The organism is Ensifer soli (assembly GCF_041928815.1).
Taxonomy (GTDB): Bacteria; Pseudomonadota; Alphaproteobacteria; order Rhizobiales; family Rhizobiaceae; genus JBHFEI01.
The window spans coordinates 58,661-80,237 of record NZ_JBHFEI010000002.1 but is presented as its reverse complement, the minus strand read 5'-3'; the positions used below and the strand labels follow the sequence as shown (position 1 = coordinate 80,237).

Sequence of the window (21,577 nt, the reverse complement as noted above, 5' to 3'; positions counted from 1 at the left end):
CCGTCCCTCGCCCGCAACACCTGAGCGGCCGGCCCATACCAGACGCCAGCGCGCGTCATCCGCGCATTCGCGACCCGTTCGCGTCAAAAAGCGGCTGGCGCTGCAGGCGGGCGGGGAGGATATCCCCAAGAAGTTCGATCGACCAGTCTCCCTCCGCGTCGGCGATCTCCTTCGGCACGTAGCCCATCGCCACGGAAAGGCCCGCGGCGTGGGCATAGCCGCCGGAGGTGACCCAGCCGCGCACCGCGCCGTTGAAATAGATCGGCTCGTCGCCGATCACGTCGGCATCGCGGGCCTCGAGGATGAAGCTGCGCAGCCTCAGGGCGCCGCCTTTCGCCTTCTCGGCGATCGCCGCCGCCTTGCCGATGAAATCCGCCGGCTTTCGGAGCGCGACGAAACGGCCGAGACCCGCCTCCTCGGGGCCATAGAGCGGGCGGTACTCCCGCGACCAGCTTCCGAAGGATTTTTCGAGGCGAAGCGCGTTCAGCGCCCGCAGGCCGAAAAGGCGGATGCCGTGGGCAGCACCCTTTTCGAGGATCAGGTCGAGGAGGTAGCGCTGGTATTCCGGCTTGATCCAGATCTCGTAGCCGAGATCGCCGGTGTAGCTGACGCGGCCGACGATCGCCGGCGCCATGCCGAGGTCCATCGCCCGGATCTCGAGAAACGGAAACGCCGCGTCGCCGACATCGTGATGCGTCAGTTCCGCGAGCACCGCGCGCGCCTTCGGTCCGGCAATCGACAGGCCGACGAGCGACAGGCCGAGGGCCGTCAGCGTCACCGAGCCGTCCCGCGGCAAATGCCGCTCGAACCAGCGCATGTGGTAGTCCTCGGCAATACCGGAGCCGATCAGCAGGAAATCGCCCTCGCCGAGCTTGGCCAGCGTGAAGTCGCCGATGAGCTTGCCGTCCTCCTTCAGCATCGGCGCGAGCGCCATGCGCCCGGTGTCCGGCATGCGGCCGGCGAGCAGCCGGTCGAGAAAGGCCTCTGCGCCCGGCCCCCTGATGCCGTATTTGGCAAAACCCGAAGTTTCCATCAGGCCGACGGCCTCGCGCACCGCCCGCGCCTCGGCGCCGACCGCGTCGAAATCCGTCGAGCGCCGCCAGGAAAAGGCGTCCGTGACCCCTTCCGGCGCGAACCACAACGGCTGTTCGAGGCCGTAGGAGGCGCCGAACACGGCGCCGGCCGCCTTCATCCGGTCGTAGACCGGCGTGGTCATCAGCGGGCGCGCCGCCGGCAGCTCCTCGTTCGGATAGCGGATCGAGAAGCGGCGCGAATAGTTCTCGCGAACCTTGGCGTTGGTATAGCCGAGCGTCGCGAAGCTGCCGTAGCGCGCGACGTCCATGGCGAAGACGTCGAAGCCGGGATCCCCTTCGATCATCCAGTTGGCGAGCGCCAGCCCGACGCCGCCGCCCTGGCTGAAGCCGGCCATGACGGCGCAGGCCGACCAGAAGTTCGTCATGCCACGCACCGGCCCGACCAGCGGGTTGCCGTCCGGCGAGAAGGTGAAGGGCCCGTTGATGATCTTGCGGATGCCGGCAGTGTTGAAGGCGGGGAAGTGGCGGAAGCCGACCTCCAGCTCCGGCGTGATCCGCTCGATGTCCTCGGCGAGCAGCTCGTGGCCGAAATCCCACGGCGTCGTCAGCGGCGACCAGGGCCGGCAGGCCTTCTCATAGGTGCCCATCAGCATGCCGTTGCGCTCCTGGCGCAGATAGATCTCGCCGTCGAAATCGACGCAGTGCATCAGCTCCTTGCCGGTCGTCCTGTTGAAATCGATGACCTCGGGCATGTCCTCGGTGATCAGGTACATATGCTCCATGGCAAGGACGGGGAGTTCGAGCCCGACCATGCGGCCGACCTCGCGCGCCCAGAGGCCGGCGGCGTTGACGACATGCTCGGCGACGATCTCGCCCTTGTCGGTGATGACCCGCCAGGATCCGTCCTCGCGCTGCACGAGATCCTCGACCTTGGTGTGCAGATAGATCTCGGCGCCGTTCTTCTTCGCCGACTTCGCATAGGCATGGGTCGTGCCGTAGGGGTCGAGATGGCCCTCCACCGGATCGAAGACCGCGCCGACGAATTGCGTCGGATCGAGGAGCGGCATCAGCTCGTGCGCTTCCTTCGGCGAGAGCAGATGCGCGTCGAGCCCCATATAGCGGCCCTTGGCGAGGATCGACTTCATCCAGTCGAAGCGGTCCCTCGTCGCCGCCAGCATCATGCCCGAGGTCATGTGCAGGCCGACGTCCTGGCCGGAATAGGCCTCGATCTCCTTGTAGAGTTCGACCGTGTATTTCTGCAGCTTGGCGACGTTCGGATCGCCGTTGATCGTGTGCATGCCGCCGGCCGCGTGCCAGGTCGAGCCCGAGGTGAGCTCGGAGCGCTCGAGAAGGACGACATCGGTCCAGCCGAACTTCGTCAGGTGGTAAAGGACGGAGCAACCGACGACACCGCCCCCGATGACGGCAACTCTCGCGTGACTTTTCATGGACGATTCTCCGGCGCTTCAGCCAAGGTTCAATGTTGGAACGGGACGGAGCGTAGAGAGAAATCCGGGGAGGCAAAAGACATCGGAGCGAACAGCGCTTTCCCGTTTCCGCCATCGGCTGGCGCGGCTGCGCCCCGATTGCGTCATGCCATGGCGCAATCGGGCATCAACCCTCGAAATCGGCGGAAAGCCCGAATTCGCGGCCCATCGCCAGAAGATCGTGAAGGAGCGATTCGGCGAAGCTGCGCATCACGGCGAGCTCGAAACGGTGCGCGCCGGTCCGTGCCAGAAGGACGGGAATATGGCCGCAGAGCGTGCCGGCGGAACCGCCCATGTCGAGCCCGCGAAAGTCGATGCCGATGCCCTTGGACAGGATCGTCCGTGCATTCGGCCCCTCGAGGCGCAGATGCACCCGCCCGTCGCTCTGGTCGATGACATGGGCGATGGCATCGAGGCTGACGGCGAGCCGCAGGCGGAGCCCTTCCGCATCGCCGCCGGGCTGCACCGCGAGCCATTCGCCGGGCGAGACGAAGCGGATCCCGAGGCCGTCTTCGGCCCTGAGCGCCTTTTCGGCGACGATATGGGCGCCGGGCACGGCGAGCACGCTTACGGCCGCGACCCGCCGCAGCACGACCAGCCGGTCCTCGCCGGCGGAACCCTGCGGGAGGCGGCCGTCGAGAGCGTGGACGGGCTCGAAGGGAAGCGACATGTCTCAGGCCTTCATCTTCAGGTTCTCGGGATCGACGAAGACGGGGTTGCAGACCTCGGCTGCCGTCTCGCGGCCGGCGAGCCTGTCCCAGACGATGACATGCTCGCCATAGCGTTCGCGCCCGGACTTGAGGAAGGCGAGCGCAATCGTGTGGCCGAGCGTCGGCGAATGACAGGCGGAACTGACATAGCCCTGGTCGTTCAGCGTCGAGGGGCGGGCGTTCTCGCGCAGGAGATGGGCGCCGGCGCGGATCTCCTGAGAGCGATCGACGGGCGTCAGCCCGACGAGCTGCATGCGGTCGGCGGCCGTCAGCCCGTAGCGGCTCGACAGGCGCTTGCCGATGAAATCCGGCTTCGCGGCCGAGAGCATCCGGCCGAGGCCCGCATCATCCGGCGTCACCCGGCCGTCGAACTCGGCATGGGTGCAGAACCCTTTCTCGATGCGCAGCACGTTCAGCGCCTCGACGCCATAGGCGACGATCCCGTGCGCCGCGCCGATCTCCATGATCCGGTCGGCGACCGCTTCGCCCCAGTTGGCCGGCACCGCCAGCTCATAGGCGCGCTCGCCGGAAAAAGAGATGCGGTAGAGCCGCGCCTTCAGCCCGCCGGCAAGCGTCACGGCGCGGGCGGCAAGGTGGGGGAAGGCGGCGTCGGAAAGATCGTCCTCGACCAGGCTTTCGAGGATCGTAGCAGCGGCGGGTCCGGCGAGCGACATCTGCGCCCACTCATCGGTGACGGAGACGAATTTCACCGCGAGCGAAGGCCAGAGCACCTGAGCGCAATAGTCGAGATGGGAGAGGACGCCGCCCGCGAGCGCCGTCGTCGTCGTGACGAGGAAATGATCCGGCCCGAGGCGGCTGACCGTGCCGTCGTCATAGACCATGCCGTCCTCGCGCAGCATCAGGCCGTAGCGCGCCTTGCCGACGGGAAGCTTCAGCACCGGATTGCAATAGAGGCGATCGAGGAACTGGGCCGCATCCGGGCCGACCACCTCGATCTTGCCGAGCGTCGAGACATCGCAGAGGCCGGCACCGGCGCGCACGGCCGTGACCTCGCGATCGACGCTCTGGCGCCAGGTCTTTTCGCCCGGCCGGGGGAAATAGGACGACCGCATCCACAGGCCCGCCTCGACGAAGCGGGCGCCGTTCTTCTTCGCCCAGCCATGCAGCGGCGAGCGGCGCACCGGCTGCGCCTCCATGCCGCGCGACGGTCCGGCGAGCGCGCCGAAGGAGACCGGCGTGTAAAAGGGCCGGAAGGTGGTCGTGCCGACCTCGGCCGGGCGCAGCCCGCGCATGCCGGCGAGGATCATGGTGGCGTTGATGCCCGAGAGCTTGCCCTGGTCCGTCGCCATGCCGATCGTCGTGTAGCGCTTGGCGAGTTCGGCATGGCCGAAGCCTTCGCGCACGGCAAGCGCCAGATCCCTGACATGCACGTCGTTCTGGAAATCGACGAAGGCCTTCTGCCGTGCGCCGGGCACGTGCCAGAGGGGATGGAAGGTGGTCGTCTCCTCGCCCGCCACGATCGGCAGCGCCGCGGCCGTCGCCGTCCGGCCGAGTTCGCCGGCAAGCGCCGCGCCGCAGTCCGCCCCCTCGCGCAGGCAGGCGGAAAGGGTCGCCCGTCCGTTCGCGGCGCCAGCGACGGGCAGCGTGCCTGGCGGCGCCATGAAGGCCTGGTCGGCGTCGGACCAGACCGGGGCCCGGCCGCGCTGGCAGGCGAGATGGACGACGGGGCTGAACCCGCCGGCCATGCCGAGCCCATCGCAGGCGATCTCTTCCTCGTAGCCGGACCGCTCGACGGTAATGGCGGCGAGCGCCTTTCTGCCGCGGGTGGCGACGATCGAGGCGCCGCGCAGGACACGCGTGCCCTCCGGCGCGCGATCGGCCGCCTCGCTGCGCGGATCGATGATCGCGGCGACGGTGATGCCTGCGCCCGCGAGGCTCTGCGCCGCGCGGTAGCCGGCACTGCCGGTCGTATAGATCGCGACCGTGCGGCCGGCGGCAACGCCGAAGCGGCGCGCATAGGTCGCCATCGCGCCGGCGAGCATGACGCCCGGACGGTCGTTGCCGCCGAAGACGAGCGGTCGCTCCTCGGCCCCCGTCGCCAGCAGGGCGCGCCGCGCGACGATGCGCCAGACCCGCTCGACCGGTTTTTCCGGAAGAGGCGCGGCAAGATGCGCCTGCACCCGCTCCAGCGCGCCGAAGACATTGTCGTCGTACCAGCCGAACACCGTGGTGCGCGGCATCAGCGTGACGTTGGGAAGCGCCGCGAGTTCCGCGACGACCCGGGCGCAGAAGACCGACGCCGTCTCGCCGCCGATCGTCCCCTCCTCCGAGAGCAGCCCGCCGCCGAGCCGGAAATCCTGCTCGGCGAGAATGACGTCGAGGCCCGCCCGGCCTGCCGTCAGCGCCGCCATCAGCCCCGCCGGCCCGCCGCCGACGACGATGAGGTCGCAATGGGCCCAGCTTTTCTCGTAGGCGTCCGAGTCGGGGAGGAGCGGCGTGCGCCCGAGGCCGGCGGCGCGGCGGATCAACGGTTCGTAGACCTTCTCCCAGAAGGCGGAGGGCCACATGAAGGTCTTGTAGTAGAAGCCGGCGGTCAGAAGCGGCGCGACGAGGCCGTTGATCGCGCCGAGATCGTGGTCCAGCGACGGCCAGCGGTTCTGGCTTCGCGCCTCCAGTCCCTCATGAAGCTCGGCGACGGTCGCCCGCGTGTTCGGCGCCTGCCGCGCGCCGGTGCCGATCGTCACCAGCGCGTTGGGCTCGGCCGGACCGGCCGCGACGATGCCGCGCGGCCGGTGATACTTGAAGCTGCGGCCGACCACCATGCGGCCGCCGGCGATCAGCGCCGAGGCGAGCGTGTCGCCGGCAAACCCTTTGAGCTCGACGCCGTCGAAGGAGAAGGAAAGCGGCCGGCTGCGATCGACGAGGCCGCCGGAAGGGAGGCGATACCCGCTCATGCCGGCTCTCCATCGCTGCGCGCCGCGCCGTCGCTGACGGCATGGACCGCGTGGGTCACCGTGTCGCGCTCGACCACCAAGAAGCGGCGGCAGCCGCCGACATGCTGCCAGTGCTCGCGGGTGCGGCCGCGCGGATTGGCCCTGAGATAGACATAGGCGTTCCAGGCGTCGTCCGGCGCCGCGACATCGGGACGGGCGAGCGAGGCATCGCCGCGCACGGAAAATTCCTGGGTGGGGCGGAGGCCGCAATGCGGACAGTGGATCAGGCTTGCCATCGAAACCCCGGTCAGTGCAGGTTGGGCTGGGGGCCGGCGCCCGCCTCGTCGACGGCATAGCCGCGTTCGAAGCGATCGAGCCGGAGCAGGCGCGCCACCGGATGCGGCTCGTCCTTCGCGATCAGGTGGGCGAAGCAGTAGCCCGATGCCGGCGTCGCCTTGAAGCCGCCATAGCACCAGCCGGCATTGAGATAGAGGCCCTCGACCGGCGTGCGGTCGATGATCGGCGACCCGTCCATGCTCATGTCCATCACCCCGCCCCAGGCCCGCAGAACCCGCACGCGCGACAGGCCCGGGATCATCGTCACCCCTTCCTCCATCACGTGCTCGGCGGTGGCGAGGTTGCCGCGTTGCGCGTAGGACGAATAGCCGTCGATCTCCGCGCCGAAGACCAGCCCGCCCTTGTCGGACTGGGAGATGTAGAAATGGCCGGCGCCATAGGTGATGACGTGGTCGATGCAGGGCTTCAGCCCCTCGGTGACGAAGGCCTGCAGCACATGGCTCTCGATCGGCAGGGCGAGGCCCGCCATCGCCGCGACATGGGAACTGTTGCCGGCGGCCGCCAGTGCGAGCTTGCCGCAGCCGATGAAGCCCTTCGTCGTCTCGACGCCGGTGACGCGGCCGTTCTCGCGGCGGATGCCGGTCACCTCGCACTGCTGGAGGATGTCGACGCCGCCGCGATCCGCACTGCGGGCAAAGCCCCAGGCGACCGCGTCGTGGCGGGCGGTGCCGGCGCGGCGCTGCAGGAGGCCGCCGAGGATCGGGAAGCGGGCATGGCTGAAATTGAGGAAAGGCAGCATCTTCATCAGCTGCGCCCGGTCGAGGAGTTCGGCCGCGACGCCTTCCATCCACATGGCATTGCCGCGCCGGATATAGGCGTCGCGCTGGCCATCGCTGTGATAGAGGTTGATGATGCCGCGCTGCGAGAACATCACATTGTAGTTCAGCGCCTGTTCGAGCCCCTCCCAGAGCTTCAGCGAGAATTCGTAGAAGGGCTCGTTGCCGGGCAGCATGTAGTTGGAGCGGACGATGGTGGTGTTGCGCCCGACATTGCCGGAGCCGAGATAGCCCTTCTCCAGCACGGCGACGTTGCGCAGGCCGAATTCGTTGGCGAGGTAATGCGCGGTCGCCAGCCCGTGGCCGCCGCCGCCGACGATGATCACGTCGTAATGCGGCTTGGGCTCGGGCGTGCGCCAGGCCGGCGTCCAGCCCCTGTTGCCGCCGAAGGCGTTGCGGATCAGCGAAAAAGCCGAGTAGCGCATGCGGTCTTCCGTTCGTGTTGCGGCCGCACACTGGCACAGCGCGCCCCGCGCGCAAAGACGGCGCGCATGCGAAAATCCGATGCTGCCCAATATGCCACAGGCGCCGGAAAACCGCAGGCAGCCCTTTTCCATCCCGGCACCCGTGCTGCTAGAGTGACGCCCGCGACACGACGGAGACGAAGCATGCAGGGCCTTCTCGAGGCAATGGCGGTCGACGCCGGACGGGCGATCCTCGACATCTACCGGGCGGGCGCCTCGGTCAGCTACAAGCCCGACTGCTCCCCCGTCACCGACGCCGACGAGGCGGCCGAGGCGATCATCCTCGCCGGCCTCTCGCACCATTTCGGCACGATCCCGGTGGTCGCCGAGGAACAGGCCGCCGCCGGCATCCTGCCCGACATCGACGGCGGCCGCTTCTTTCTTGTCGATCCGCTCGACGGCACGAAGGAATTCATCAACCGCCGCGACGAGTTCACCGTCAACATCGCGCTGATCGAGGCGGGCGCGCCGGTTGCGGGCGTCGTCTATGCGCCGGCGCTCGGCGTCCTCTATTCGGCCGAGAAGGGCCTGGCGCGCAAACAGGTGGTCGCCGCGGATTTCAGCCGCTCGGACCCCGTGCTGATCGGCTGCCGCAATGCCGGCGACCGGCTGGTGGCGATCGCCAGCCGGTCCCACAATTGCAGCGAGACGCTCGCCTATCTCGCCGACCACGGCATCACGGATTTCGAGGCGATCGGCTCCTCGCTGAAATTCTGCCTGCTCGCCGAGGGGATCGCCGACGTCTATCCCCGCTTCGGCCGGACGATGGAATGGGACACGGCGGCGGGCGACGCGATCCTGAGGGCCGCGGGCGGCGAAACGCTGACGCTTGCGGGCGAACCGCTGACCTACGGCAAGCGCCACCAGCAAAACGACAGCGAATTCGCCAATCCCCCTTTCGTCTCGCGCGGCCGGCGCTGAAGCATGTCCCGTCAAACCCGCATCGGATGTGATGTCCGGACGCTGCGTCAGAGCGGAGAGACAGGGCCTGTCCGGCAGACTGCACTGGATCCGTGACAAAAGACGATCAAGAACAGAGACTTAAAGATGGGAACGAATCTGGCAGATCGCGACGCGCGTCCGGGCATGTCCCGCCGAGGCGGGATCGCATCGGCGCCGCGGGGCAGACCGGAGCGCATCGGCCCCGGCGCCGGGCGGCCGGGCGCGACGGGCGCGACGGGCGCGCGCGGGCGGCGCGAGGCGTCAATCCGGATCCCGCTCGAACACCGCGATGCCGTCCGGCAGGCGCAGCCAGGGATGCCGGCGGCAGTCGTAGACGGAGTCCTGCGGCGGCGGAAACGATGGATCGGCGAAGGCGCCGACGGCGACCAGCACCATCGTCTCTTCTCCGCCCTCCTCCGTGTGGAACAGGTTGGTGCCGCAGACCGGGCAGAAGCGGAACCGGGCGCGCGACCCGCGCTTACCGGTGCGCACATAGTCGCGTGCCTCGCCGGTGACCACGTAAGGAGGCGCGAAGGCCGCCAGCGCCGCGAAGACGCTGCCGGTCCGCCTCTGGCAGGCAAGGCAATGGCAGAGGCCGGTGCCGAGCAGCGGCCCCTCGAGCGCGATGCCGAGCTGGCCGCAGGCGCAGGATGCCTGACGCTTCGGCATGGGGAAGACCCTCCGGGAACGGTCTTCCGATCATCGCCGCCTTGCGCCCTCTTGGCAAGACGAAGACACGGCCGGGCATGACGGGGCGAGGCGCTTGAGGAAAATCAGCGCCTTGGGCGAATTGCCTCCCCGCCTTGCCGCCGGCGGCTAGGCTGTGCGGGATCGTCCCTACCGAGGAGCCCGCCAATGAGCGAAACCACCGTCAATCTCGCCTTGCCCTATATCCTGCCATCCCAGGCCCAGAAGCACGTCACTCACAATGAGGCGCTGCAGCGGATCGATGCCGTCGCGCAGCTTGCCGTCGTCGCCAGCCTCGACGCGCCGCCCTCCGATCCGGCCGAGGGCAGCGTCTTCTCCGTCGCCACCGGTGCGACCGGTCTCTGGAACGGGAAGGACGGAAGGCTCGCCTTCCGCCAGGACGGCGCCTGGGTCTTTCTCCTGCCGCGGGCGGGCTGGCGCGGCTGGTTTCTCTCCGAGGAGCGGCTGAAGGTCCATGACGGCGCGGACTGGCGCGACTTCGACGCGACGCGCGACCTGTCGCGCCTCGGCATCAATGCGACGGCCGACGAGACCAACCGCCTGACGGTCCGGGCCCCGGCGAGCCTCTTCGACAACGAGGAAGGCAGCCACCGCGTCACGGTGAACAAGGCGACGGGCGGCGACACGGCGAGCCTTCTCTTCCAGACGGGGTTTTCCGGCCGCGCCGAAATCGGTCTTGCCGGCTCCGACGACCTGTCGTTCAAGGTGAGCGCCGACGGATCGATCTGGACCGAGGCGATCGGCATCACCGCGGCCGGCCAAGTGCGCATGCCCGCGCGCCCGCGCGTGCGCGCGACGCTCGGCGGCGGCCCGGCGACACCGGCATCGGGCAGCGAAACCGGCTTCACCCTGCTGAGCCTCGATGCGGGCGGCTTCCAGCTCGGCAGCGCCGTTGCCGGAGGGAGCGGCAACCGCCTCGTCGTGCCGGTCGCGGGTCCCTATTTGGTCTTCCTGACCGCCAAGGCGGCGGCCGGCAGCGCGTTTACCGTCGGCGTCCGCCTCAACGGCGCCAGCGACGTCGTCATTCTTTACGGCCATGAGGGCGGCACGGCGGACCATTCTGCGGTCGCCAGCGGCATCGCGCATTTCGATGCCGGAGACCTGGTGACGCTTCACCACACCGGCGGCGCCACGCTCGACTTCGGCGTCGGCGCGACCGAGCTGACCGTGATCATGCTCTGAAAGATGCGCTCAGCCGGGAAGGCCGATCGTGCGCGACAGGAGATCGCCAAGCGTCGTTTCGTTGAAGGGCTTCGAGATGCGCGGAACCGCGCGCAGCTCGGGCGGAAAATCCTCGCCGTCGCCATAGCCGCTGGCAAAACCGAAGGGCACGCCGCGCTCGACGAGATGGCGGGCGAAATCGAAGCTGGTCCCCGGCCCAAGATTGACGTCGAGCAGCACGGCGTCGAAGGCGCGCTGGTCCATGAGTTCGCGCGCCTGCTTCAGGCTCGTCGCGATCACCACCTCGTCGACACCGAGCGTCGCCAGGATGTCCTCGGCCTCCAACGCAATGATGAAGTTGTCCTCAACCACAAGCACCGACGTCATGGCCGATCTGCATCCCCTCGCATTTTCCCGCCCGGATCGCGTCGCCGCCGCGTCATTCAAGCCATGCATGAAATACCGCCTCCGTGTGAACCTGTCATGAGACCTACACGGCGGGGCCGGAGGCAGCATTTAAATAAGACACGTCCGGGGCGGCGCGCGGCGGATATTCCTCCCGTTTGCGTCGTTTTCACGGCGCAGGAGGAACATTGGCGGCTGTTTCGCGTTTCCGCAAGCGCCTTGGCCGCGCGACGCGGCCCCGACGAATCACCGCAAAGCCACTCCCACGAAGAGGCATCCCCACATGGCCAGATCCGCATCCGTCCTCAAGCCGGCGGCAAAAGACGAAGAGTTCGACATCGGCCTCGCCGACGACTACCGCCGCCAGATGGCCGCGTCGCTTTCCGATATCCTCGCGGGCACCTACGCCCTGCTCATCAAGAGCCATGTCTACCACTGGAACGTGGTCGGCCCGCTGTTCAAGCCGCTGCACGAACTGACGGAGGACCACTACAACACGCTGTTCAAGGCGACCGACATCATCGCCGAGCGCATCCGCGCGCTCGGCCACCTGGCGCCAGCCAACCTGTCGGAGGCCGCCCGTTTTGCCCCCAAGGGTCGCGACGTCAATCACGTCACCGCCGCTGACATGATCGCCGATCTCATCCGCGACCACGAGTCTGCCGTGCGCGGGATGCGCGACGCCGCGACCGCCGCCGACGATGCGAAGGACGTGGTGACGGCCGACATGCTGACCGACAGGCTGACCTTCCACGAGAAGGCCCTGTGGATGCTAAGGGCGATCGCCGCCGCGTGAGGGCGAGCGTCGCGAGCGGGCAGGCCCTTTCACAGGAAGGGCCTGTTGCGCTCGTGATACCCCTCCCAGCCGGCGATCTCGCACAGGCCGCGGTCGTCGAGCACGGTGCAGCCCCGGTCCATCCAGCGGATCAGGTTGCGTTCCGAAAGCTTCTTCAGCGTCTTGTTGGTGTGGACGATCGAGAGGCCGAGCGTGTCGGCGACATGCTGCTGCGTGATCGGCATGACCGTGCGCTGCGCGTCGAAGAGCTTCAGCGACACGGCGCGCTGGTGCAGGAAGGCGAGCAGATAGGCGGCGCGCTCGAGCGCCGAGCGGCGACCGATGCTGAGGAGGTTCTCGTCGAGAATCCGTTCCTCCCGCGCCGCGATCCAGGTCGTGTCGAAGGCAAGGTCGGGATGCTCGCGATAGATCGACATCAGCCGGTCGCGCTCGAAGACGCAGAGCGTGACCGGCGAGAGCGCCTCGACCGAATGCTGCATCTCGCCCATCAGGCTGCCCTGCAGGCCGACGAGGTCGCCGGGCATCATGTAGTTGAGGATCTGCCGCCGGCCGTCGTCCAGCATCTTGTAACGGAAGCCCCAGCCGGAAAGCACCGTGTAGAGATGGGCGCTGTGCGCGCCCTCGACGAGAAGCGTGGCGCCGGCATCGACGGTCAGTTCTCCGGTCTTGAAGTCGGAAATAAAGGCGAGTTCTTCCGGCTTGAACTCGCGGAAGTGGGGGAAACCCCGCAACGGACATTGTTCGCAAGGGGTCCGATACGCACTCTTCACCCGCTGCCCCGCCATGGTCGTCCGTCCCGCCCCATCCTTTTGTTCGCCCAGTGAAAATCTAGGGCGAGACGCGCAGCAGGGCAAGAGAAAGCCGTGCGGAGGGCACGGGCTTCGAAGCGGTTGCCGGCGCGATGGCGCACGGGATCCGGCCTGGCGCCGGATTGGCCGGGCTCCGGCGGGATTGGATTTGCCGAAGGCGTCGTCGCACTCTAGAAGGAAAAAGGCTCGAACGCAGGTCCTACCCTCGGACCTCTGTCCCTTTGAAGGAGGCTCGCTTCACCATGGCGCATCCCGCCTTTTCCCCCGGCAACACCGCCCTCGTCACCGGTGCCGCGTCGGGTATCGGCCGCGCGGCGGCCGAACGCTTTGCCGCGCTCGGCCTCCATGTCGTGATGGTCGATCTCGCCGGCGACCGCCTGGACGAGACTGCGGCAAGCGTCGCCAGGTCGGCGAAAGGCGGCCGGATCGCGGCGATGTCCGCCGACGTCTCCGATCCCGCGGCGATGGCAACCCTCGCCGCCGATGTCGCCGCCGCCTTCGGTCCGGTGCATGTGCTGATGAACAATGCCGGGATCCAGCCGGGCAGCGCCCTCTTCGGCGATGTTGCCGCCTGGGACAGGGTGCTTGCGGTCAACCTCCACGGCGTCATCAACGGCGTGCGCGCCTTCGGTCCGGAGATGATCGCCCACGGCGCGCCCGGCGCGATCATCAACACCGGCTCGAAGCAGGGCATCACCACGCCGCCCGGCGATCCGGCCTACAATCTGTCGAAGGCGGGGGTAAAGGTGTTCACGGAAGCGGTGGCGCACGACCTGCGCAACAGGCCGGACTGTCGGATCACCGCCCATCTGCTGATCCCCGGCTTCGTCTTCACCCCGCTTGCCGCCGGCGGGCGGACGGAGAAGCCGGCAGACGCCTGGACGCCGGAACAGACGGTCGGCTTCATGATGGAACGCCTGGAACGCGGCGATTTCTACATTCTCTGCCCCGACAACGCCGTCGACCGCGCCACGGACGAGAAACGCATCCTCTGGGCCGCGGGCGACATCGTCGAGAACCGTCCGCCGCTGTCGCGCTGGCATCCGGACCATGCAGCCGCCTTCGCGGCCCATCTGGCCGGCGACAAGTCCTGACCGGCCATTCCAAGGAGACGCCCATGAGCGAGCCCGCCTTCGTCCACCGTTTCGAACCTTCTCCGGACGGGCGCGGCCCGACCCTCGTGCTGATGCATGGAACGGGGGGCAACGAGACCAGCCTTCTCTCCTTCGCCCGCGAGATAGTGCCGAACGCCGCGCTTTTCGCCGCACGCGGCCGCAGCCTCGACGAGGGCTTTCCGCGCTGGTTCCGCCGCAAGACGGCCGTCACCTTCGACCAGGCGCAGATCCGCTCGGAGGCCGCGGCCTTTTCCGCCTTCCTCGTGGAGGCGGGCCGGAGCTACGGCTTCGATCCCGCCGCCGCCGTCCATCTTGGCTACTCGAACGGCGCCAACATGATCGGGGCGATGATGTTCCTGACGCCGGGGCTGATCCGCAGGGCGGTGCTGCTGCGGGCGATGAACATCCTCGAATCGGTGCCTGCGGCGGAGCTTGCCGGCGCCGCCGCGCTGATGACAACGGGCGCCCGCGATCCCTACAGCCCCTATGCGACGGCGCTCGAGGCCAATCTTCTTGCCGCCGGCGCCGCCGTCGAGAATGTCGTGGTCAATGCCGGCCATGACCTGGTGATGCAGGACGTGGCGCTGATCCGCGCCTGGCTTGGCGGCCAGGCGCCGGGCAAGGCGATGGCCTGAGGACGAGGGGCGCCGCCCTCCGGCGGCGCCATCCGCCTCACGCCTCGACGAGAGGCTTCAGCCGCGCCTCGATCTGCTGGCGCTTGTGCTCGAGGAAGGGCGGCAGCGACAGGCTCTCGCCGAGCGTTTCCATCGGTTCGTCGACGGCGAAACCCGGTCCGTCGGTGGCGATCTCGAACAGGATGCCGTTCGGCTCGCGGAAGTAGAGCGAGCGGAAATAATAGCGCTCGACCTCGCCGCTCGACGGCAGGCGGAACCCTTTCAGCCGCTCTGTCCAGGCCTTGAGGCCCTCGGCATCCGGCGTGCGGAAGGCGACATGGTGCACCGCGCCGGCCCCCTGCCGGGCAACCGGCAGGCCGGGCTGCACCGCGACATGGAGCTCCGCCGCCGGTCCGCCTTCGCCCATGGAGAAGACATGCACCGTGCCCTCGCCGTCCGGCGACGGATAGGTCCGGCTCTCGGCCATGTTCATCACATGGGTGAGCACGGCCTGCGTGGTCTCGAGCGCCGGTACGCTGAGGACGATCGGGCCGAGGCCCTTGATCTGGTGCTCCGCCGGGACGGGGCTGCGCTCCCAGGGATGGGAGGGCGCGAGGCCACCATCGTCGAGCAGCCGGAACCGCTGGCCCTCCCCATCCTCGAAGTCGATCGCGGCGCGGCCGTCGATCTCGGTCACCGCGCCGGACGTCACGCCATGCGCGTCAAGGCGCGCCTTCCACCAGTCGAGGCTGGCGCGGCCGGAGACCCTGAGCCCGGTGCGCGCGACCGAATGGGTGCCGCGCCGCTCCGGCCCGACCGGCCAATCGAAGAAGGTGAGGTCGGTGCCGGGCGACGCCGCGCCATCGGCGTAGAAGAGATGGTAGGCGGTCGTATCGTCCTGGTTGACCGTCTTCTTGACCAGCCGCAGGCCGAGCACCTGCGTGTAGAAGTGAAGATTGGCCGGCGCGTTCGCGGTGATCGCCGTCAGATGATGAATGCCGGTGAGTTGCAGGCCCATGGCCGCCTCCTTTGATCCTGTGGTTGACGGCTATATTGGCGAAGACGCGACGGGCATAAAGGGGCGGAATTCAGAACGCAGAGTTCAGTCATTGAACGATGCCGACGGATCGTCGCCGATTTGTCAACGACGCGCCCCCTGCGACAGGATGGAGCGCGGCAATTGCGCCGGGCCGCGTTGCGTTTCGCCACGCGCCGGCCCATATGCTCGGCAAGGACGAGGCCGCGAACGGGAACCGCGGCGGCCGTGCGTCCGGACGATCCCTCCAGGACCCTTTGCGCATGTCGAGCCTCAATCCGCTGATCAGACGCCTCGCTCCCCCGCCGATCCCCGCCGCCCAGGCCTGGGCCCGGGACTATGATGGAGAACGGGGACCGCTGATCGATCTCTCGCAGGCAGCACCCGGCCATCCGCCGCATCCCGACCTTTTGTCCTGGCTCGGGGAGGCGTCCGCCTCGGCGGCCGCCGCCGGCTATGGGCCGATCGAGGGCGAACGCGCGCTCCGCCTCGCCTATGCGCAGCATCTCGGCACCCTCTACGACACGCCGGTGTCCGCGACCGCCATCCAGATCACCGCCGGATGCAATCAGGCCTTCGTCGCCGCCCTCATGGCCGTCGCCAGGGCCGGGGACACGGTCCTGATCACCAACCCCTTCTATTTCAACCACCAGTCGACGCTGTCGATGCTCGGCATCGAGGCCGAGCTCCTGCCCTGCAACTCGCAATCGGGCTTTCTGCCGGACATCCGGGCGATCGACGCTGCGCTGCGCCCGGACGTCAAGGCGCTTGCCCTCGTCTCGCCGAACAATCCGACCGGCGCCGTCTATCCGCCGGCGCTGATCGGGGAAATCTTCGAACTGTGCCGGGCGAACGGCACCTGGCTGATCCTCGACGAGACCTATCGCGACTTCCTGCCGCCCGGCGCCGGCAAGCCGCATGGTCTCTTCGCGATCGACGGCTGGCAGAAGAATTTCATCAGCCTCTACAGCTTCTCGAAATCCCACGCGGTTCCGGGCCACCGGGTCGGCGCCATCACCGCCGGTGTCGGCGTGCTGGCGCAGGTGGCCAAGATCATGGACAATCTGCAGATCTGTGCGCCGCGCCCGGCCCAGATCGCGCTGGCGAAAGCGCTTCCGGCCCTCGAGGGCTGGCGGGAGGCGAACCGGGCGGAAATTGCCGCGCGGGCGGCGGCGCTGCGCATGGCGATCGAAGGAGTGGAGGGCTGGAAGCTGCTGTCGGTCGGCGCCTATTTCGCCTATCTACGCCATCCCTTCGGCGACATCCGCGCGCAACTCGTAGCGGAGCGGCTCGCGGCGTCGGCCGGAATTCTCTGCCTCCCCGGCGAATTCTTCGGAGAGGCCCAGGAAGGCCATCTCCGCCTCGCCTTCCCGAACGCCGATCTCGCGACCATCCGGCAGGTGGGAGAGCGCCTTGGGGGCTTCGTCATGCCCGGCATCTGAGGCGCCGCGCCGGTCATGGAGACGTCAGATAGCGCCAGCGACGAGAGCGATCACGAAAATGAAGGCGGCCGCCACCAGTCCGGCGTGGAGCAGCGCGGACGGAGCGGAATGCGTCTGGCGCATGGCTTTCGTTCTCTGCATGGCGATCTCCGTATTGGGGTCAGATACGACCTACTTCCCTTATCGTGTCGCAATGCCGACCTAATTGATAGGGATAGTTTTCTCCGTTTTCCAGCATTGGAGAAAAAACGCTGCGGCGTTCTCCCTATCGTCCCCTTTCCCGTTCGTGCAGGTGGCGAGCCCAGCGCGTACTGAACCACGGGCTGACCAGCGACACGTCCGCATCCTCGTGCGGCCGGCCGAGCCGACCCTCGCTCTCGCGCCGCGTCCAGATCTTGAAGGTGGTCAGTTCATGGCTGCCGAATGTCTGGATCAGCGGGATGTCGGCCGCGTCCCGGCCGCGGGCGACGGCGATGCGGCCGGTGGCGATGTCGGGACGGAACGCATCGAACGTGTGCCATCCGCTGGCAAGGTAGACCTCGAACCAGGCGTGGAAGTCCATCGGGGCCGGCTGCGGGTCGGCGGCCGTATCGGCGACGAAACCGTTGACGTAGCGTGCCGGCATATTCATCGCCCGGCAGAGCGTCACCGCGAGATGGGCATAGTCGCGGCAGACACCGACACGGTCCACATGCGCTTCCATCGCCGTGCGCAAGCCGGTCGAGTAGCCGTAGCTGAACACCAGTCTTTCCCGCACGTAATCGCAGATCGCCTCGACGCGCGCGCGTCCTGCCGGAACGTCGCCGAAGAGCTTCCAGGCGAGCGTGCCGAAGCGGTCGGTCTCGCAGTAGCGGCTTGCCGTGACGAAGGGCATGCAGCCCATCGGCAGCGCCTCCACCGACACCGCCGCGCCGTGGGCGCGCGGCATGGCCGGCGCCTCGTCCCGCACCAGGGCATCGTAGACGAGGCTGAAGGCACCCTTTGGGGCCACGAGACGCAGGCAGGTGTTGCCGAAGACGTCCGAGGTCTCCTCCATGGCGACCACGGGCGTGGAGACGGGGCCCTTTTCCTGGAGGATCCGGCCGCGCGTGTCGGCTGCCGGCGAAAGGTAGGTCATCATCGGCGTGGGCTGCGGGCATTCAATGCCAATCTCGTATCCGAAACGTATGTACATCGTCGACCTCCCAATCGCTGATGGAACGTTCTGCGGGGCATTTTGTTCACGATGGCTTACGCGGCATGCGATCACTGCGAGTGAGCGCCATTCGAGGCGACTGCGGCCGGACATGCCGGCCGGCGGCGCCCACGAAGGAGCGGGGCGCGGTGCCGGCTCGAAGGAGACCGACGGGGGCCCGGGGCGCGATGCGCCTTTCCTACCCTTCAGCCTATGCCGATTTGCGCGTTCATGCAATCGCGCGCGAGTGGCCCGGCATCGCCGGTTTCAGGGGGATGACTTTCCGCGCCGGACGCCTATATCGTCGGTCTTACGATCGATTTGGAATGTCGGGTTCAGACGCGAAGGTCATGGAAGCACCTTTTTTCACGCCGGGCGGCGCGCCGCTTCCGGGACTGCTGGCCGAAAGCCGGACGTGCCGGCTTTTCACCGGACACGACTGGTCGACAACCCCGCTCGGCCCGGCGGAGCGATGGCCGGTGGAGCTCGTCGTCGTGGCCCGCACCATGCTCGCCTCGCCGGTGCCGATGGTGATCCTCGCCGGTCCGGAGGCGGTGCTCCTCTACAATGACGGCTATGCGCTGATCGCCGGCAACCGGCATCCCGGCTGTTTCGGCATGTCCGCCTTTGCCGCCTGGCCGGAGGTCGTGGACTTCAACCGCGACGTCGTGGCCCGCGTCCATGCCGGGGAGGTCGTCTCGCTCGCCGACCAGCACATGGTCCTCAACCGCAACGGCGCGCCCGAGGATGTCTGGCTCGACCTCGACTACAGTCCGATCGTCACCGCCGACGGCGCGGTGGTCGGCGTCGTCTGCATTCTCGGCGAGACCACCCAGCGCGTGTCCGCCGAGCGGGCATTGGCGAAAAGCCGCGACCAGCTCGCCGTCGCGCTCGGGGCCTCGCGCGTCGTCGGCATCTGGGACTGGGACGTGCAGGCCGACCGCGTCTATGCCGGGGCCGGTTTTGCCGACCTCTACGGCGTGAGGGCCGAGGATGGCGACACGGGCGTGCCGATCGCGGCCTATATCGCCGGCATTCATCCCGACGATGTCGGGCGCATGCGCGAGGCTCTCGAAAGATCGATGGCGACCGGCGAGAAATTCACGGAGGAGTATCGCGTTGTCAACGCGGCAGGCGGCGTCAGGTGGGTGCTCGCCGAGGGCACGCCCCAGTTCGACGCCGAAGGCAGATGCATCCGTTTTCCTGGGCTCTCCGTCGACATCACCGCGCAGAAGGAGGCGGCGGAGGCTCATGCGCGCTCGGAAGCCGCCTTCCGCACGCTTGCCGACGCCATGCCGCAGATGGTCTGGTCGACGCGGCCCGACGGCTTTCACGACTACTACAATGCCCGCTGGTACGAATTCACCGGCACGCCGCCCGGCTCGACCGACGGCGAGGGCTGGAACGGCATGTTCCACGAGGACGACCGCGAGACGGCCTGGGAGCGCTGGCGCCACGCGCTGGCGACGGGCGAGCCGTACCAGATCGAATACCGCCTGCGTCATCACAGCGGCGTCTACCGCTGGGTGCTTGGGCGCGCCGAGGCGACGCGGGATGCCGAAGGGCGGATCATCCGCTGGTACGGCACCTGCACCGACATCCACGACGCCCGGCAGCTGGCCGCCGAGCGCGAGATGGTGACCCACGAACTCAGCCACCGGATCAAGAACATTTTCTCGGTTCTGATGAGCATCATCAGCCTTTCGGCCCGCTCCGCGCCCGAGGCGCGCGCCTTTGCCGACCAGTTGCGCCGCAGGGTCGAGGCCATGGGCCGCGCCCATGACTTCGTCCGGCCCCACTCGCGCGCATCGCGCCCGATGCCGGTTGAGACCACCGTCTTCGGCCTGATCCGCGAACTCCTCATTCCCTTCGCCACCGGGCAGGACGGCCAGATCGTCTATCTCGGCGACGATCTCCCGATCGGCGACAGCGCGGCGACGCCGCTTGCCCTGCTCCTGCACGAACTGGCGACGAATTCCGCCAAATATGGCGGCCTGTCGCGGCCGGAAGGCCGGCTGGAAATCACCGGCGTCCTCGACGGGGATGCCTACGGTCTCACCTGGCGTGAGACCGGCGGGCCCGGCGTCACCGGCCCGCCGCAGCAGGAAGGGTTCGGGTCGCGCCTGATGCGCATCAGCGTCGAGGGTCAGCTCGGCGGCCGGCTCGAACGGGCCTGGAATCCGGAGGGCATCCGCGTCGGCATCACCTTTCCGGTGCGCGCGCTGACCCGCAACAGCGCCCTCGTCCAGGCAGCGTCCATCTGATCCCTCCCGTTTGACGGCTGCGCCGGCCTGTGCGAAAGCGGCCCGGGGCAGATGGAACCCGATGGGAGGCAGGAATGACGGACACGACTGCGGCAAGCTGGCTCAATGCGGCGTATCACCGCCGCTGGCTCTGGGACCGGGCCGAGGACCTTTTCGACGTCTTCCAGTATGCGGCCTTCAATCCCGCAGGCGGCTTCCACGACCTCGATGCGGCAGGCCGCCCGGTTGACACCGCCAATCCCGTTCGCGGCATCCATTCCACCGCGCGGATGGTCCATTGCTTTGCGGTCGGCAGCCTGATCGGCCGGCCGGGCTCCGACGCCGTGGTCGATCACGGCATGACCTATCTCTGGCACCACCACCGCGATGCCCTGAACGGCGGCTATGCCTGGACCGTCGACGACGACGGGCCGGCCGATGCGACAAAGCAGGGCTACGGCCATGCCTTCGTCCTGCTCGCCGCATCGAGCGCCAGGCGCGTCGGCCATCCGCTCGCCGACCGCATGCTCGCCGACGTCACCGAGGTGCTGGAGACCCGCTTCTGGGAAGAGCGCCACGGCGCGATCGCCGAGGAATTCGACGGCGCATGGAACCCGATCCCCGGCTATCGCGGCCAGAACTCGAACATGCACCTGACCGAGGCGCTGATGGCCGCCTTCGAGGCGACCGGCGACGGCACCTATCTCGACAAGGCGGAGCGCATCGCCGACCTGATCATCCGCCGGCGCGCCGGCGAGAACGGTTTTCGCGTGGCCGAGCATTTCGATGAGGAATGGCAGGTCGACAAGGCCTATCGCGGCAACGAGATGTTCCGCCCGAGCGGCACCACGCCCGGCCACTGGCTGGAATGGTCGCGCCTCGTGCTGCAGCTCTGGGTGCTCGGCGGCAAGCGCCACGACTGGATGCCGGAGGCGGCGGAGGCGCTCTTCGCCCGCTCCATGGAGCTCGGCTGGGACGAGGTCCATGGCGGCTTCTTCTACACGCTCGACTGGGACGACCGGCCGGCGAAGCGCGCGAAGCTCTGGTGGCCGGCCTGCGAGGGCATCGGCGCGGCCGCCTTCCTGATCAACCACCGCCCCTCCGCCTTCCACGAGGCTTCCTACCGCCGCATCTGGGACACGGTGGCGGCGCATTTCCTCGACCGCACCCATGGCGGCTGGCACGAGGAGCTGACGGAGGACATGCGGCCCGCCCGGACGATCTTCGCCGGCAAGGCGGACATCTACCATGCGCTGCAGGCCTGCATGATCCCGCTCTTCCCCGCGACCGGAAGCCTGACGGCGGCGATCATCGAGGCGCGCGGCACGACCTGAGGGCCGGTCCTGCCGCCTTTTTGCCGTAAACCGGTTCCCGATCCGCCGCGGCTCGGCTAGGAAGGAGGGAGGCATG

General features: G+C 68.2%; 18 protein-coding genes. 8 read left to right on the top strand and 10 right to left on the bottom strand.

The window, feature by feature from the left end; all coding sequences use genetic code 11:
* Positions 1-55: 55 nt before the first annotated feature.
* The 5 genes from ACEVQ6_RS03055 to ACEVQ6_RS03035 form a co-directional block, all read right to left on the bottom strand.
* A complete protein-coding gene (locus ACEVQ6_RS03055; protein WP_374887432.1) occupies positions 56-2,482 on the bottom strand; it encodes a GcvT family protein in 2,427 nt (808 codons plus the stop codon).
* A 166-nt stretch (positions 2,483-2,648) separates the two neighbouring features.
* On the bottom strand, positions 2,649-3,191 hold the full coding sequence (locus ACEVQ6_RS03050; protein ID WP_374887431.1) for a sarcosine oxidase subunit gamma: 543 nt from the start codon (positions 3,189-3,191) through the stop codon (positions 2,649-2,651).
* 3 nt (positions 3,192-3,194) lie between these two features.
* Entirely contained in the window at positions 3,195-6,146 is a 2,952-nt protein-coding gene (locus ACEVQ6_RS03045) for a sarcosine oxidase subunit alpha family protein (protein ID WP_374887430.1), read from the bottom strand.
* Positions 6,143-6,421 carry a sarcosine oxidase subunit delta gene (locus ACEVQ6_RS03040; RefSeq protein WP_374887429.1) on the bottom strand — a complete coding sequence of 93 codons (279 nt, stop codon included), beginning with the start codon at positions 6,419-6,421 and terminating at the stop codon, positions 6,143-6,145. The genes ACEVQ6_RS03045 and ACEVQ6_RS03040 overlap by 4 nt, the downstream gene beginning before the upstream one ends.
* An 11-nt stretch (positions 6,422-6,432) precedes the next feature.
* On the bottom strand, positions 6,433-7,683 hold the full coding sequence (locus ACEVQ6_RS03035) for a sarcosine oxidase subunit beta family protein (RefSeq protein WP_374887428.1): 1,251 nt from the start codon (positions 7,681-7,683) through the stop codon (positions 6,433-6,435).
* A 183-nt stretch (positions 7,684-7,866) separates the two neighbouring features.
* Here ACEVQ6_RS03035 and cysQ point away from each other — a divergent pair, with 183 nt between their 5' ends.
* The gene (cysQ, locus tag ACEVQ6_RS03030; RefSeq protein ID WP_374887427.1) at positions 7,867-8,643 is read left to right on the top strand and encodes a 3'(2'),5'-bisphosphate nucleotidase CysQ; all 777 of its coding nucleotides are present in this window, start codon (positions 7,867-7,869) and stop codon (positions 8,641-8,643) included.
* Between the two features lie 282 nt (positions 8,644-8,925).
* On the opposite strand, the gene ACEVQ6_RS03025 is transcribed toward cysQ, so the two are convergent.
* Positions 8,926-9,333: a GFA family protein gene (locus ACEVQ6_RS03025; RefSeq protein WP_374887426.1), complete on the bottom strand. Its 408-nt coding sequence runs from the start codon at positions 9,331-9,333 to the stop codon at positions 8,926-8,928.
* Between the two features lie 186 nt (positions 9,334-9,519).
* Between ACEVQ6_RS03025 and ACEVQ6_RS03020 the strand changes: the two genes are divergently transcribed.
* Complete coding sequence (locus tag ACEVQ6_RS03020; RefSeq protein WP_374887425.1) at positions 9,520-10,554, top strand: DUF2793 domain-containing protein; 1,035 nt, start codon at positions 9,520-9,522, stop codon at positions 10,552-10,554.
* Between the two features lie 9 nt (positions 10,555-10,563).
* On the opposite strand, the gene ACEVQ6_RS03015 is transcribed toward ACEVQ6_RS03020, so the two are convergent.
* The gene (locus tag ACEVQ6_RS03015) at positions 10,564-10,920 is read right to left on the bottom strand and encodes a response regulator (protein ID WP_374887424.1); all 357 of its coding nucleotides are present in this window, start codon (positions 10,918-10,920) and stop codon (positions 10,564-10,566) included.
* 301 nt (positions 10,921-11,221) lie between these two features.
* Between ACEVQ6_RS03015 and ACEVQ6_RS03010 the strand changes: the two genes are divergently transcribed.
* Positions 11,222-11,734 carry a Dps family protein gene (locus ACEVQ6_RS03010; protein WP_374887423.1) on the top strand — a complete coding sequence of 171 codons (513 nt, stop codon included), beginning with the start codon at positions 11,222-11,224 and terminating at the stop codon, positions 11,732-11,734.
* A 29-nt stretch (positions 11,735-11,763) separates the two neighbouring features.
* On the opposite strand, the gene ACEVQ6_RS03005 is transcribed toward ACEVQ6_RS03010, so the two are convergent.
* A complete protein-coding gene (locus ACEVQ6_RS03005) occupies positions 11,764-12,519 on the bottom strand; it encodes a Crp/Fnr family transcriptional regulator (RefSeq protein WP_374887422.1) in 756 nt (251 codons plus the stop codon).
* 266 nt (positions 12,520-12,785) lie between these two features.
* Between ACEVQ6_RS03005 and ACEVQ6_RS03000 the strand changes: the two genes are divergently transcribed.
* Both ACEVQ6_RS03000 and ACEVQ6_RS02995 read left to right on the top strand, forming a co-directional pair.
* Positions 12,786-13,637, top strand: a complete 852-nt coding sequence (locus tag ACEVQ6_RS03000) for an SDR family NAD(P)-dependent oxidoreductase (RefSeq protein ID WP_374887421.1) — start codon at positions 12,786-12,788, stop codon at positions 13,635-13,637.
* Positions 13,638-13,660: 23 nt separating this feature from the next.
* Complete coding sequence (locus ACEVQ6_RS02995) at positions 13,661-14,293, top strand: alpha/beta hydrolase (RefSeq protein ID WP_374887420.1); 633 nt, start codon at positions 13,661-13,663, stop codon at positions 14,291-14,293.
* Between the two features lie 37 nt (positions 14,294-14,330).
* Here ACEVQ6_RS02995 and ACEVQ6_RS02990 read toward each other — a convergent pair whose 3' ends face one another.
* Complete coding sequence (locus ACEVQ6_RS02990; RefSeq protein WP_374887419.1) at positions 14,331-15,290, bottom strand: ring-cleaving dioxygenase; 960 nt, start codon at positions 15,288-15,290, stop codon at positions 14,331-14,333.
* A gap of 281 nt (positions 15,291-15,571) precedes the next feature.
* On the opposite strand from ACEVQ6_RS02990, the gene ACEVQ6_RS02985 reads away from it, so the two are divergent.
* Positions 15,572-16,750, top strand: coding sequence for an aminotransferase (locus tag ACEVQ6_RS02985; RefSeq protein ID WP_374887418.1), 1,179 nt, complete (start codon positions 15,572-15,574; stop codon positions 16,748-16,750).
* A 265-nt stretch (positions 16,751-17,015) separates the two neighbouring features.
* Here the strand turns inward: ACEVQ6_RS02985 and ACEVQ6_RS02980 are convergent, their stop codons facing one another.
* Positions 17,016-17,924 carry a transglutaminase-like domain-containing protein gene (locus ACEVQ6_RS02980; RefSeq protein WP_374887417.1) on the bottom strand — a complete coding sequence of 303 codons (909 nt, stop codon included), beginning with the start codon at positions 17,922-17,924 and terminating at the stop codon, positions 17,016-17,018.
* Positions 17,925-18,274: 350 nt separating this feature from the next.
* Between ACEVQ6_RS02980 and ACEVQ6_RS02975 the strand changes: the two genes are divergently transcribed.
* Together ACEVQ6_RS02975 and ACEVQ6_RS02970 are read left to right on the top strand one after the other, a co-directional pair.
* Positions 18,275-20,188 carry a sensor histidine kinase gene (locus ACEVQ6_RS02975; protein ID WP_374887416.1) on the top strand — a complete coding sequence of 638 codons (1,914 nt, stop codon included), beginning with the start codon at positions 18,275-18,277 and terminating at the stop codon, positions 20,186-20,188.
* A 74-nt stretch (positions 20,189-20,262) separates the two neighbouring features.
* On the top strand, positions 20,263-21,501 hold the full coding sequence (locus ACEVQ6_RS02970; protein WP_374887415.1) for an AGE family epimerase/isomerase: 1,239 nt from the start codon (positions 20,263-20,265) through the stop codon (positions 21,499-21,501).
* Positions 21,502-21,577 lie beyond the last annotated feature (76 nt).

Excerpts from the sequence above, each read along its gene's own strand:
- ACEVQ6_RS03055 (WP_374887432.1), bottom strand. The coding sequence starts at position 2,482 with ATGAAAAGTCACGCGAGAGTTGCCGTCATCGGGGGCGGTGTCGTCGGT.
- ACEVQ6_RS03050 (WP_374887431.1), bottom strand. The coding sequence starts at position 3,191 with ATGTCGCTTCCCTTCGAGCCCGTCCACGCTCTCGACGGCCGCCTCCCG.
- ACEVQ6_RS03045 (WP_374887430.1), bottom strand. The coding sequence starts at position 6,146 with ATGAGCGGGTATCGCCTCCCTTCCGGCGGCCTCGTCGATCGCAGCCGG.
- ACEVQ6_RS03040 (WP_374887429.1), bottom strand. The coding sequence starts at position 6,421 with ATGGCAAGCCTGATCCACTGTCCGCATTGCGGCCTCCGCCCCACCCAG.
- ACEVQ6_RS03035 (WP_374887428.1), bottom strand. The coding sequence starts at position 7,683 with ATGCGCTACTCGGCTTTTTCGCTGATCCGCAACGCCTTCGGCGGCAAC.
- cysQ (WP_374887427.1), top strand. The coding sequence starts at position 7,867 with ATGCAGGGCCTTCTCGAGGCAATGGCGGTCGACGCCGGACGGGCGATC.
- ACEVQ6_RS03025 (WP_374887426.1), bottom strand. The coding sequence starts at position 9,333 with ATGCCGAAGCGTCAGGCATCCTGCGCCTGCGGCCAGCTCGGCATCGCG.
- ACEVQ6_RS03020 (WP_374887425.1), top strand. The coding sequence starts at position 9,520 with ATGAGCGAAACCACCGTCAATCTCGCCTTGCCCTATATCCTGCCATCC.
- ACEVQ6_RS03015 (WP_374887424.1), bottom strand. The coding sequence starts at position 10,920 with ATGACGTCGGTGCTTGTGGTTGAGGACAACTTCATCATTGCGTTGGAG.
- ACEVQ6_RS03010 (WP_374887423.1), top strand. The coding sequence starts at position 11,222 with ATGGCCAGATCCGCATCCGTCCTCAAGCCGGCGGCAAAAGACGAAGAG.
- ACEVQ6_RS03005 (WP_374887422.1), bottom strand. The coding sequence starts at position 12,519 with ATGGCGGGGCAGCGGGTGAAGAGTGCGTATCGGACCCCTTGCGAACAA.
- ACEVQ6_RS03000 (WP_374887421.1), top strand. The coding sequence starts at position 12,786 with ATGGCGCATCCCGCCTTTTCCCCCGGCAACACCGCCCTCGTCACCGGT.
- ACEVQ6_RS02995 (WP_374887420.1), top strand. The coding sequence starts at position 13,661 with ATGAGCGAGCCCGCCTTCGTCCACCGTTTCGAACCTTCTCCGGACGGG.
- ACEVQ6_RS02990 (WP_374887419.1), bottom strand. The coding sequence starts at position 15,290 with ATGGGCCTGCAACTCACCGGCATTCATCATCTGACGGCGATCACCGCG.
- ACEVQ6_RS02985 (WP_374887418.1), top strand. The coding sequence starts at position 15,572 with ATGTCGAGCCTCAATCCGCTGATCAGACGCCTCGCTCCCCCGCCGATC.
- ACEVQ6_RS02980 (WP_374887417.1), bottom strand. The coding sequence starts at position 17,924 with ATGTACATACGTTTCGGATACGAGATTGGCATTGAATGCCCGCAGCCC.
- ACEVQ6_RS02975 (WP_374887416.1), top strand. The coding sequence starts at position 18,275 with ATGGAAGCACCTTTTTTCACGCCGGGCGGCGCGCCGCTTCCGGGACTG.
- ACEVQ6_RS02970 (WP_374887415.1), top strand. The coding sequence starts at position 20,263 with ATGACGGACACGACTGCGGCAAGCTGGCTCAATGCGGCGTATCACCGC.